This is a genomic window from Bradyrhizobium canariense (genome assembly GCF_018130465.1).
In the GTDB taxonomy this organism is placed as follows: Bacteria; Pseudomonadota; Alphaproteobacteria; order Rhizobiales; family Xanthobacteraceae; genus Bradyrhizobium; species Bradyrhizobium canariense_C.
Genome location: NZ_JAFCKJ010000006.1, coordinates 291,478 through 304,166, shown reverse-complemented (window position 1 = coordinate 304,166; position 12,689 = coordinate 291,478). Strand labels below are relative to the sequence as shown.

The 12,689-nt window shown below is 62.1% G+C and carries 8 protein-coding genes; 1 reads left to right on the top strand and 7 read right to left on the bottom strand.

Annotated elements, in window-relative coordinates:
* Nucleotides 1-2: 2 nt before the first annotated feature.
* The 7 genes from tagF to JQ591_RS18815 are packed head-to-tail and all read right to left on the bottom strand — an operon-like array spanning nt 3 to nt 11,008.
* Nucleotides 3-704: a type VI secretion system-associated protein TagF gene (tagF, locus tag JQ591_RS18845; RefSeq protein ID WP_211397500.1), complete on the bottom strand. Its 702-nt coding sequence runs from the start codon at nt 702-704 to the stop codon at nt 3-5.
* Complete coding sequence (tssM, locus tag JQ591_RS18840; RefSeq protein WP_211397499.1) at nt 701-4,246, bottom strand: type VI secretion system membrane subunit TssM; 3,546 nt, start codon at nt 4,244-4,246, stop codon at nt 701-703. The genes tagF and tssM overlap by 4 nt, the downstream gene beginning before the upstream one ends.
* A gap of 41 nt (nt 4,247-4,287) precedes the next feature.
* On the bottom strand, nt 4,288-5,811 hold the full coding sequence (gene tssL / locus JQ591_RS18835; RefSeq protein WP_211397498.1) for a type VI secretion system protein TssL, long form: 1,524 nt from the start codon (nt 5,809-5,811) through the stop codon (nt 4,288-4,290).
* Nucleotides 5,808-7,145: a type VI secretion system baseplate subunit TssK gene (gene tssK / locus JQ591_RS18830; protein WP_211397497.1), complete on the bottom strand. Its 1,338-nt coding sequence runs from the start codon at nt 7,143-7,145 to the stop codon at nt 5,808-5,810. The genes tssL and tssK overlap by 4 nt, the downstream gene beginning before the upstream one ends.
* 48 nt (nt 7,146-7,193) lie before the next feature.
* A complete protein-coding gene (gene tagH, locus JQ591_RS18825) occupies nt 7,194-8,558 on the bottom strand; it encodes a type VI secretion system-associated FHA domain protein TagH (protein ID WP_211397496.1) in 1,365 nt (454 codons plus the stop codon).
* Nucleotides 8,559-8,570: 12 nt separating this feature from the next.
* Nucleotides 8,571-9,134, bottom strand: coding sequence for a DUF6931 family protein (locus JQ591_RS18820; protein WP_211397495.1), 564 nt, complete (start codon nt 9,132-9,134; stop codon nt 8,571-8,573).
* 5 nt (nt 9,135-9,139) lie between these two features.
* Complete coding sequence (locus tag JQ591_RS18815) at nt 9,140-11,008, bottom strand: type VI secretion system Vgr family protein (RefSeq protein WP_211397572.1); 1,869 nt, start codon at nt 11,006-11,008, stop codon at nt 9,140-9,142.
* A 333-nt stretch (nt 11,009-11,341) separates the two neighbouring features.
* Here JQ591_RS18815 and JQ591_RS18810 point away from each other — a divergent pair, with 333 nt between their 5' ends.
* Nucleotides 11,342-12,658 (top strand): ImpA family type VI secretion system protein, encoded by a 1,317-nt coding sequence (locus JQ591_RS18810; RefSeq protein WP_211397494.1) that lies wholly within the window; start codon nt 11,342-11,344, stop codon nt 12,656-12,658.
* The last annotated feature ends 31 nt before the right edge of the window (nt 12,659-12,689 follow it).

The following is a 12,689-nucleotide window of genomic DNA, read 5'->3' as shown; positions in this document are numbered from 1 at the left end:
CGTCACCCAGTCCCGGATTCTGTACGGCCGAGATCGCCGGTCAGCAGTGTGGAATAGTGAAACGGATCCGGCAATCCGCGACAAGCCAGCGCCATTGACGGAAAGCCTTCCCCACCGGCGGTCCACCAGAAACTGGCAGCGGCATGAATCTGCGGATTTGCGGCAGCAAGCGTGGTGAACGACTGGGCGAACGCGCCGACGTCTGAAAGCGCTGCCACCCCCGTTGCGCCCAATGCGGTCACGTCCGATCCATTGGAGAGCGATGGCTGTAGTCGCGGCAGCGCAAGACGATCCAGCGAATCCGAGATCTGCTCGAACGTTGCGGCGCGGTCCAGGGTCGAGAGCAGAAAGGCCTCCGCCTTGGCGAACCATTCATCCTGCGGGTCGATGCCCGGCGGCGGCAACAAGGCGATCTCGTCGCTCACCGCATGCAGCGTCAACGGATAGTATCGTCCCACCCCATCGAGCGAAGGCATGATCGCCCCTGTCACCGTGGTGCCGCAGATCGCAGCGCCGAGCCAGAAGCGCCACACCGGCGCAGTGAGGAAGGCCTGCTGCCAGCCCGAGCCAAGCTGATGGCGACTTGCAGACAGCCCAGCCTGCACCCACGGCTCCCAGGCTTCCAGGAAGCTGCGCGGCGTTGCGATCGCGATGAAATCGCGTTTGGAGCCGATCTTGCCGAATAGTCCGCAACGCATGGTCATATTCCGGTCGGGCAACGAAACTCGCGGAGCACGGACAGGTTGAGGGGATTGCGCAACGATCCGGTCGAAATCTGATAGTTGAGCTCCCGCCCGGCAACGATGAAAGTCGCACTGGCGCTTTCCGCCTTCACAGCCAAAGAGCCCGCCTCCAGCATCCGGAACAACGACCAGGGGCCGATGCGCTCGAGAATGGATGGCGCTCCGGTATCGTTGCTCACCGAAATCGCGGTTCGCGGCGATGGGCCCGGCCAGAGCACGGTGGTCGGTGGGTTGCTTTGCGGTTGCGGTGGCGGCGGCGGAGGTTGCGCGCCGCCGAACATCGGCGAGGCGGTCGGCGCGCCCGGCGTGATCGGGCTCGCGATTGTAGTACCGCCGATCTCCGTCTTCACCGTCACGCCGGGTCCGGATGCGCCCGGCGGCCGGATCGCGAACGATACTGCAGGCACGCTGCCGCCGGTCTGGAAGAAAGCATCACGGATATAGGCCGCATTCTGGAACTGCTTCAGCGTGTCGGGGGAGAACGATCGTCCGACGGGACTTTCCTTTCGCCAAGCCCAGTCCGATTTCGAGGTGTCGGCGTAAGGCGCGAGGTACTGGGTGAAAAACTTGTCCATGATGCCGTTCGGACTGAACACCTTGGCAAAGTCGGCGAGCGGAACCTCTTGATTGCTACCGCGGACGAACGGGTAGCGATTGCTCACCGTCTGCTGGCAGACCGGCGTGACCTGATCGCGCAAGGTCTGCAGAATCTGTCCGGCCGTCGAGGCCGCGATGTTGCCTTCAAACTCCGCAGCCGCCGCGCGCAACATGTCGGAGAACGGCGGCGGCATGCGGGAGGCATTATTGCGCAGGGCTGCGACCTGGGTCTGAAGCGAAGCGGTCGCCTGCGCGGTCAATTGTGGATTCTCGATCATCAGCGTCAGGTTCTGCGCGATATCGTTCAGGTTGGCGATGGTCGAGTCGATCGGACGGTGCGTGCTGTCGCCTTCCAGCACCGCATGATAGGGCTTGAACTGCGCTTCGATTGTCGCCCCGGGCGGTCCATCCTGGGCGTTGGTGAAAAGAGCCGGTGCCGGCGCGGCCGCGGCAGGCGCCGCTGCGTTCGCCGGCTTCGGCCGCTCCTTGGTCAGCACCGTCTCGTCGCGCACCGATTCCAGGATTTGCCGCATCGGTGAGGTTGGCGCGGAAAGAGCCCTCAGCACCTCGTATTTCGGCTTGTCGGCGAGCAGTTTTTTCAGACGCAAGCTGCCCAGTGCCGTTCGCCACGTCGTGACAAATTCGTTGGAATAAATATTCAAGAGGTCGCCGGCGAGGTTGTCGTACTGCTGGTCGATGGCCGATTGCTGGCCGGCATCGCCCAGCACCCAGCGCTCCTTCTTCATGCGCTCCGACAATCCCGGCAGTTTCGCGACGAAGTTTTGCTCGAAGCCTCTATACGTAAAGAACTGGGGCACCCGCACAGCGTCCAGAGGCTGCCCCGTCGTAGTTTCGAACACGATGGCCATATCAGGACCACCGCGCCGGGCGGCGATCCAGTCGCCTGCGGTTGATGACCGCGCCTCGGATTTCAGGAACTCGTACGCGCGCTGCGACACGCTGAGGCGCGCGAGCGAGTTCTGCGCCTGCTTGATCAGCCGGCCGTCGAGCTGGACAAGCGGCGGCTGCTCCGTCTCGAGGTCGAACATCGCGGTGAGATTCTCATCGAGCAGGCGCCGCCCCTCCGCGTTGGTTGCGCCGGGATAGAGGTTGTCCTGCCAGTCGCGCTGCATCCAGGAGCGGATCAGCTCGCGGTCCGGCGACTGCAGGCCGCCGAGCATCAGGTAGACCTTGAGCGCCTCGTAAACGAACGCGGGCTCGTTGATGCGCGCATTGAGCTGCTCCTCCAGGCGATACAGCAGGCGCGGCCGGAACATGCGTTCGAGCGCGGCGTGATAGGCGGCCTTGGAGGGCGACAGCAGGCGTTGACGCTGGCTGAGGCCGTAGCGGGCCGACAGGGGCACCGCCTCGTTGCGCAATCCGTAGCCTGCGGGCGCGTTGCGCAGCCGATAAAGCAGCGGCAACACCTTGTCGAGATCGTGGTCGTCGATCAGCGTCTGCTTGATGAGCGGCGCCCCGGCGGCTGCATATTCGCTGTCCGCCTGCAGGCTCTGCTCGATCAGGTCGGAATTGCGCTTGTAGCTCGTCAACCACGCCGCGATCAGCCCGATCGAGACAAGGCCGATCAAGGACAGCGCCGCGGTCTTGATGATCAGCGCGCGGCGGACCGCAGCACGATCAGTCGAGACCCAGTCAGCCTCACCGATGATGACTTTGGAAATGAGATCGGCAAGGAAGTAGCTCTTGCCCGTTCCTGAATAGGATCCGGAACCGACCTCCTCGGCGCCGAACGTGCGCGCAAGCGACCCGATCAACTGGTCGATCGGCGTCCCCTGCTGGGTACCCGAGGTGAAGTAGAACCCGCGCAGATTCGCATTGACGTGATAGCGCGTCGGCTCGAATATCTGGTTGAGGAAGTCGTGGATCTGGGGCTTGAGGCGCGCCATCTGCGCGGGAAAACCAAACAATTGGACGCGGTGTTGCGGCGTCGGTTCGTCCTGCAGACGATCAAGCGTCTCCTCGCTCAGGCGCTCCAGCAGACGGTCAAACTCGACCGGAATCTGCCCCACCAGATTCTGGGTCTTGTCAGCGGTCTGGAACGTGGCGCCCCAGACCTGACGGCGACCGGCCTCGCCGAGATAGGCGAAATATTCGGTGAAGCCGGCGACCAGATCGGTCTTGGTAAAGAGGGCATAGACCGGGAAGCTGACCTTGAGCCTCTGATGCAGTTCGAGCAGGCGCATCCTGACGGCGTCGGCGTGAAGCGCGAGTTCCTGCTTCGGCAGCATCAGCACATCCTCGACACTGATGGCGACGAGAACGCCGTTGATCGGCTGGCGCGACCTGCTCTTTTTCAGGATGTCGAGAAAAGCCAGCCAGCTTTCCTTGTCAGCCTTGCTGTTGGAGTCCTGGGTCGTGTAGCGGCCGGCGGTGTCGATCAGCACGGCCTCTTCGGTAAACCACCAATCGCAGTAGCGTGTACCGCCGACCCCCGCGATCGCCGCCGGCGTTGCCCCGCGTGCAAGCGGAAATTTGAGCCCGGAATTCACCAGCGCTGTGGTCTTGCCGGCGCCGGGTGGCCCGATGATGACGTACCAGGGCAGATCGTAGAGGTAGCCCGACTTGTTTCCGCTTGCGGTCTTCAGCGTCGCGAGCGCATCCTTCATGCGCTCTTTGAGCACCGGTTCGTCGCTGACAGGCTGATCGGACGCGCTGATCCCGTCGGCGATCTTCTCGGCGTTCTTGCGTCGCTTGAAGTAGCTGAAGCCGCCGATGCCAGCCGCCGCCGTGGTGAGCAGCAGAATTGCGATCTGGCGGATAATGTGGTTCTCGAGTGGGTGCCAGTCGCCAAATGCGATGAAGGGACCGGCGAAATAGATCACGCAGCCGAGCGAGCTGAGCCCAACTCCGTAAAGAATGATGCGGATAATATCCTTGGCGAGCATTGACCGGTACCTGTCGCAAACAGCGTGAGCTATGGTGGCAGCTATTCGCTGCGTTCAATAAAGATTTCGACACGCCGGTTCTTGGCGCGTCCTTCAGGTGTCGTGTTGGGAGCGATCGGCGCGTCCGCGCCCTTGCCCTCGACGTCGACACGCGAACCATCGGTCAGGCCGGGCTTCAGCGCCGCGGCGACCGCCTTGGAGCGCTCGACGGACAATTCGAAGTTCGACGGGAAGCGCACGGTGCGGATCGGCGAACTGTCGGTATGGCCGACAACCCGGATTCGCCCCGGCTCCTTGTCGAGGGTTGCAGCGACCCGGACCGCAATCGGCTTGAAGCCGTCGAGGATGGTGGCCTGGCCCGACGAGAACAGTGCGAGGTCACAGACCCTGATCACGATGAAGCTCGCGGTCTGGTCCGCGGTCATGGCGCAGGCGGTATTCTCCTTGGCGAGTGCGTTGCGGATGCGCTGCAACTGGGTGATGCGGTCCGGCTGTGGTGGCGGCGGCGGTGGTGGCGGCGGCGCGATCACCTTGCGTTTGAGCTCGATCGGATCAGTTGGATGCAGGGCCAGCGCCACCTCGGCGGCATTCTCCGACCGGCCGGCCAGCAGTGTGCGCAAGACGAAATAAGAGCCCGTCAGCAGCGCGGCGGCCACGGCCGCTACCAGCCAAACCGGAACACGGAGGCGCTGCCGGCGAGCCGCCAGCGCCTGCCCCCGCCAGTTCGGCGACAGGTCGCTCATCGTCTTGGGACGGACCCGGCGCAGCGTTTCATACAGGTTGCGCTGGATCACCTGGAGGTTGGCGAGCCCACCCGTCGATGTGCGGTGAATGCCCTGGAAGCCGAGCGCGAGGCAGGCATGCTGCAATTCGAGCACCGGATAATTGACCAGCGGATCAACCTTCAAATGGTCAAGGATCTCGAAGAAGCGGACACCGCCCACCCGCTCGCCGAAGAACCGGCTCAACATCGAGTATTGCGTCCAGACGTGGCGCTCCTCGGTCGGGATATGCTGCACGATATCGTCGGCGGTGGCGCACAGGATATATTTTGCCGTATTGGCCTGGTGCTCGGAGATGCCCGCCGAACGGATGTCCTTCTCGAAGAATTTTATGGCATCGGCCACTTGTTCCATCAGACTTGCGAATGATGCTCGCATGAGCGCCACCCGCAAGCGGCCCAGCAGTTGCAGCAAGGGCCCTGCGGCGCGCATCACCGGATTGGCGTTCGGCGCGACCAGATCGTCGACGCGCAGAGGCGGTCCGGGCGGCAGCATCGCTTGCTGCGCGGAGGGTTGCGTCGGGGTCGATATCCATTCCTCCGACGGATGGCTGGTTGGTGCGGCGGCGTAGCTCGGGCCCTGCGGAACCGGGGAAAACGATGACGACGGCGCGGCGCCGGGAGACGGCACGGGCGACGGCGAATAGGCAGGGCGTGCCGCAGGCCCTTCTCCCGCCGGCGGTTGGGCGGCAGGCGCCGGCGGCAATTTCCCGCCGGGATTGGGACGGATGATCGTCCGCTCGCCCCGACCGAAAGGATTGACCGGCTTGTCCCTGTCGCTCATGGCCTATCTTCCAGGATCGCCCAAAGGTACAGTTCAAGCTCCGGCCAGTCGCCGGAGAAGTGCATCCCGATCGAGGCCGCCGTGCTGAACTCGGGCCACAGCGGCGACTTGCGATCGAGATAGAAATAGACGTGATCGGTGATGGCCCGGATGTGCGGCGGCGGGGTCGGCAAGTGCACCAACGTCAACCCCGGCAAGTTGGCGTGCACGATCTCGTTCATCTTGGTGTTCGGGCCGACCTTGAACAGATGCGGGAAATCGTTCTGGATTTCCACGAGCGGCCGCCGTGCCGCAACTTCGAGCACCAAGGTCGCATTCCGGAATAGCGCCCGATCGCGGATCGGCGACACGAATGCATTCTGTGCACGCTCGATGATCTCAAGGCGGATCGCCCGCCGGCCGAGCCGCGCGCTCAGGAAGTCCTGGATGTCGCTTACCAGGGGGGTGAAAATGTTTTCGAGGTCATCATGATCGTATGCCCGATAGTTGCGTGCGCGGCGTTCCGGCGTGGCAAACGTCGCAAGCTCACCGGCGAACCTCAGCAACTCCTCGTACAGCCGTTCGGGATGAATACTTCCGGAGCGCTGAAAATGGGTCAGCACGGGAATGGTGCGGTTGAGGACCTGCAGCACCAGATAGTCCACGCTCTGCAATCCGCCACCGGACGATGGATCGACCGCGTAGCGTGCGAGCTCATCGAGCTTGGTCTCGACCCAGCCGATGATGCGATTGAGCCAGCCGTCGATGATCGGATGTGCGGCGCAGACCAGCATCGGCGGCACGAACTTGTCATCGAACAGCACGTTCTTGTCACGCACCTCCAGAATGCGCGCGATGCCGAGGCCCATGTATCCTGGCTTGCTGGTCTTGCGCAATTCGAATGACAACCGCGGATAGGCGATGTCGATCTCTTCCTCGATGCGCAGCGTGGAGGTCGAGTCGATGAAAGTCTCCGAAGTGCGAACATAGCGGCTGGCGCTGTCGGTCCGATCTTCGTCCACTTCGCGCGTGTTCGGTGCGGCGACGGGCATCATCAGCCAAACGATCTGGCCGGCAGCCGAATCCGGCACCTCTATCGCGTCCGGGATCGGGCTGTCCGCTGGGATGTCGAATGGCGTGCCATCTGGCATGACGCCGGAGGCGTTGCGCACCGCAAATTTACTCTGTTCAGTGAGGTCCGTGTTGATCTCGAGCTGGGCAAATCCCCAAGGGTATGGCGTCGTGTAACGAACGCGCTTTTCCAGCAAGTGCTCGACATAGCGATCATTCTGCTGCAAATGGTGCGGCCGCAGAAACAGACCTTCCGACCAGAAAACCTTGCTGTACCAAGACATTCCTACATCCACATTAGCAATGTCGGCGACCGGACGGCCGCCGCTAGTTCACTTTGCACCGCTTTTGTCGGAGCGGTCGTAATAGTCGGAGAAATACAGCATAAAGGTATCGATCGGCGCGCTGTTGTCGCGGCCGAGATGCGCCTTCCAGCGCGTCATGAACTCATCCCACAATTTGCTCTTGTTCGAACCGAGCCAGGATTTGGCCCCGCGCTGAAGCTCGAGCTCGCGCGCGATGAGGGTCGGATCGATGCCGGTGATGAGCTCGTGAACGGCGTGCTGCATCGCCATGTACGTCTTCAACTGATGTGATTTGAGGTCGCTGAAACCCTGCGCAAAGGCGCGTTGCGCGTCGAGATAGCTCCGCGTCTTCGGCCCGAACAAAATCCGCATTGCATCTTCCGAGGTCGGCGAGAATTTCAGCGGGTTGTTCTCAATCGCCTGAACGGTGGTCTGGCTGGTGCTGCGCGTCAGCTGCTTGGCCTGAGTTCGCGCTTGCAGCAGCGCCATCAGATTGTCCACGGTCATGCGCAAGATGCTACCAAGCTGTCCGGCGAGCTCGGCATCGGTCGTGTTGGCAAAGAAATTGTCGGGCAATCCGGCGGCGCGTGCCACCAGCCGCGCGAAGTCGGCACCGCCGGCCGTCATGGCGGGCGCCGGCGTTTCGTCCATCGCCTGCGCCGGTCGCGACGGCTCGACATATGGCGGTGGCGGCGGCTGGACGGGCGCCGCTTCAGCATCGGCCCACACCGAGGGCCGGCGCGGGGTCGGCATCGCGGGCGGCGGTTCGATGGGGGCTTTCGGTGCGGCGACCGGGCCGTCGGCCCAGCTCATGTCGTCCTGCGCGGAAGACTGGTACGGCGACGTCGGCGGTGGTCGTCGAAAGGGATCCACGCCCGGCGACGGGACGCTCGCCGCCCAATCCAGAAACTCCGGATTGACGGGGCGCGCCGCCTCGCGCGGCTTCTTCAATTGCTGCGGATCGATGGGCGGCGGTACGTCGCGATCGGCCGCCCACAATTCCTGATAATCGGCATGTTGCTGGACGAGAGGAACGTGCTGCTGTGCCTCGCGGTCCTGCGGATGCCCGCCCGCATCCTCCAGTGAAACCCCGATGATGTAGTGGCCAATGGTGAGCCGGTCTCCGTCACGCAGCCGGTGCGGTGCCCGCATTCGCTGGTCGGCGCCATTGAGAAAGGTGCCGTTCGTCGAGACGTCATGCAGCCAATAGCCGCCATCGCGAAAATGCACCTCGCAATGCTTTCCGGAGATCGTCCGAGCCGGATCAGGCAACGTCCAGTCAAGATGACGGTCACGGCCAATATCGACCGAGCGCCTGCCGGTAACCGTAAATGATACAGGGCCACCGTCCGGAAGGGTCGGTTCGTTCTCGATATTGAATCGAAGCACCATCTCTTCGTCTCGTTAGCGCGGCGGGCGCGGTTCGCCGCGTGCCAACTTAATACCATCCTCTAGGCATGCCGTCATTATCCGGTCCTGGGACTCGCGGGGGAGCCGGCAAAGGGCGATCAGCAGGGCCGCGCGTACCGCGCGTGCAGCTTGATCGGGCTTGGCCTCGACCGGCGCAAACTCCGCCGGGACCACGCTTCCGCCAGACCATCCGGCCGCCAGCGCAAGCCATGTCGCCGGCTGTTCCGGATCGTTGGCGTTGCCGACGGCCAACGCCTTGTTCCGGGACTGCTCGTCGGGCTGCCTGACCCAGGCCTCGACGTAGTTCAGCGACCTGGCGTCGTTGGCATCGAAATGGTCGAACATCCGCCGTAGCGAGCGGCATCCCCAGGCAACGGCGACGCGCCGGGGCAGCAGATAAGCGCAGAAGGAGACGGCCCCGTTCCAATTGCACGCATCGGCGGCGTCCTGCAGGAAATCGAGTGAAGGCTTGTCGGGCTCGGCCCTGCCGACGTCATGGCGCGCCATTGGGTAGGCCTGAAAGAGATCCCGCACCGCACCGAACCTAACCTGGCTCATAGCACTCAACCGACAAGGGTTGGCAGGCCGTGGGCACCCAGCGGGCCCCCGGCTGTTAGCGCCATGGCTCCCTGCGCCGTCATCGCAATGGTCGGCGCGTTGATGACGATGCCCGCAGGCGTCAGGATGATCTGGCTGGGGCCGACCTGCAGCGTGATGTTGACGTTGGCCATGAGCGTGATGGTTAGCCCTGCGGTGACCGACTGATCCATCGCGATAGTGATATGCTGACCGCCCAACTCGATATCGAGCTTGTCGTTGCCGTTGACGAGGGTCGTCTTGCGGGTGTCGCCGCCGAGCGCGGCTTCGCCGATGGTCCGCGTCTCGGTGTCGCGGACCGTCACGTCATGGTCTTTCTCGGCATGCACCGTGATCTTCTCGGAGCCCTTCTTGTCCTCGAAATTCCACTCATTGTAGCCGCCGCCGCCCTTGGTCGAATCGGACTTCAATCCCGCGATCGTCTTCTTGGACGGCAGGTCATAGGGCAGCTTGTACTCGTCGTTATAGACGGTGCCGATGATCAGGGGCCGGTCCGGATCGCCTTCCAGAAATTCGACGACCACTTCCTGTCCGACGCGCGGAATGATCTGACCGCCCCATTTCTTGCCGGACCAGACCTGAGCAACGCGCAACCGGCAAGACCGCTTTTTCTTCCGGTCCCAGAAAAACCGTACATAGATTTCGCCGAGGTTTTCGACGTCGATCTCCTCGCTCGAATTGTCGTCCTTGGTCACCACCTTGGCGGTCTGGACACCATTAATCCTTGGCTTCGGCGTCAACATCGGCGCCCGGAACGGACGGTCGCTCGGCAAGAACTCGTAGCTCCCGAAATAGACGTGCTGACCGGCGTCGCTGGGACCACCCGTGCGGTAAGATTCGATCGAGAACGAATGGGTGGCTCGTACCACCAGATATTCGACGTTCTGCGAGTCCTTGTGATGCTTCTCGAGTTTAGTCAATCCACCGGGGAACAGGTTGACTGCATCACCGTTGCCGCGGCGCCGCCGGTCCATGGCTTGCTCGGACTGAAGCTGGATCTTCGCGTAGCGCTCGCCGTCGGATTTTTCCTTGAACTTCCCCGGATAGTCGTAGAATTCCATTTCTGATCGGGAGTAATGCTCGTTGCCCTTGGCGTCGCTGATCATCTGCGCGTTGGGCTTCTGGTAATTGTAATCGTTGAGCTCGACCTTGCCGGTCCGAAACCTACGCTCCGAGACCCATTCGTAGATGTGTTGCTCGCCTCGCCGGTCGGCACCCGTCAGCGGTATGTATGGGATCGAGGCGAGTCCGTTGATCGGACTGTGCGACGATTTTGAGTCCGCCAGTACCAGCGTGTGCTTGCCGCCCTCGTGCTTGAAGAAGTAGTAGATGCCGTGCTGCTCCATCAATCGGCAAACGAAATTCAGATCGGTCTCGCGGTACTGAACGCAATATTCGAGCTTCGGACAGGAACCTTCCTCGGTCAGCTTCGATTCGTAGTCGGTGAAGCCGCGATCGTTGAAGACCTCCTTGATGATGTCGGGCGCCTTCTTGTCCTGGAATATCCGGCAATCGGTGGTTCGCGACAGCAGCCATAACCAGGGCCGAAGCACGATTCTGTAGCTGAAATAGTCGTTCTTCACCCCAAGCCATTGCGCTTCGGTGAGAATGCCGCTGAACTCGCGCTCCTTCTCATGAAGCTTTATCTTCAGCGTGCACTGCTGACCGATTGCGCGGTCGAAGTCGAGATCGGCGTCCTCACTGAGACATTCGATACGATACTCAAAGAGTTCGCTGAGACCTTCCGAAGCCTCGTATCCGACGAAAACCAGAACGTCCTTGCCGAGTGGCGTCTTGAGCTCGCAGAGGCGGGTATCTTGGGTAAGCTGGCCCATGTGGGCGTTAAACTCCCTCGTCGGCCGCATGATCGGCTCCAAAGAGCAGATCAGGCGGTCATGCAAGAACCACGGACATCCTGGCCGCTGCTGGCAGGCCGGTAAGTCCGTCCGGGGTTGGCATCCTGACGCGCCACCGCAGCCGTACACAGAACTACCCAGGCCTTCAAGTAGTCGCCTCCTAGAGCTTGCTGGTTCACGCGAAACTGTCATGATCACCGGGAATGAACCGGGACCGCCAAGCATCTGACCCATAAGACAATCGGATCATAGTCCCTCCCGCGCTCCTGGGTACGTCACGGGGTTCGGCGGGGGCCCAGCAGATGGACGATCATGCTCGACGTCGCCTCCTTGACCCAGCCCGTAGCCGCGGACGATCCCTGCGGGCCCGATCTCGACGCAAGTGGGGACGTTCAGTACCTCAACTTCTTCGCAGGTGCGGAATCGCTGCTTCCGATGTCGTACTTCGAGGTGGTCAACGCCAATGGAGATCGCGGGCGCTTCGATCCGAAGGCCATCGACATCGCGGGCCAGTTTGCGGCCGCGCGACCTCTTCTGGCGCGCACCCGCGATCTGCGTTTGAACATGCTGCTGGCCAAGTTCTCCATCCTCAACCGGGATCTTGACGGCTTTCTCAATTGCCTGAAGGCGACGACCACGTTGCTTAGGGAGCAGTGGGAAGCTGTACATCCGAGGGCCGAAGACGGCGACTACGCTCTTCGCGCAGTCACGATCGAAGCGATCGACGTGTTTCCGACCGTGATCAATCCCCTCCAATTCCTGCCGCTGATCGAAAATCGCAGACAGGGGACCCTCAACTACCGTGCCTATCAGGTTGCCAAGGGAGAAATTCCCGCTGGTGACGCCGACACTGACGCTCCCGATCTTGCAATGATCGAGCGCATCATTGACGACACAGATCTCGACACCCTGAGGGCGGTGAGTGCACGTTGTACGGCAGTCGCTGCCGAAATTGCAGGCATCAAGACGATCTGGCACGAAAAGTTGAACTCGGGGCAACCCATCAGCCTCGACAGGGTCTCCGGCGTCGTCAATGGCATGGCAGCCTGGCTTGCGGGTCTCGTCGCGGAGCGTGACCCGAGCGCCGTTGTGGCTGCGCCGGCAGACGACGCTGAACTATCCGACACGCAACACCCGATTGAGGCAACCGGTGCGCTGACGTCGTCGGGGCAGGCCACTGCGGCGCTTGCCGCCGCCGCGGACTATTTCGCCCGAATGGAACCGTCGAATCCCGCCCTGTTGCTGGTGCGTCAGGCGCAGGAGATGGTTGGTAAATCTTTTATCGAAGTGATGCGAATGCTGGTGCCCGCCCACGTAGAGAGCGCAGCGATCAATATCGGGCGAGACAAGTTCTTCGACCTGCCCATCGAACGGATGGCGGAGCTTGCCACCCCATCCTCGTCCGGGATCGAGAGCGAAGTTCAAGATACTGTTTTCTCTGCAGAAAATAGAGCACAGGCCTTGGGCATGCTGGCCAAAGTGGCCGCATTTTTCCGGACCGCAGAACCGTCGAGCCCTATTCCCTTTTTGGTCGACCGCGCGCGCGAACTGGCACAGCGAGACTTTCTCAGCCTTTTGAATGACGTCCTGCCCGAGGGCGCGCTCAAGACAATCGACAAATCGTATTGAACCCGCATTTCGCTCGACGTCACTAACAGGA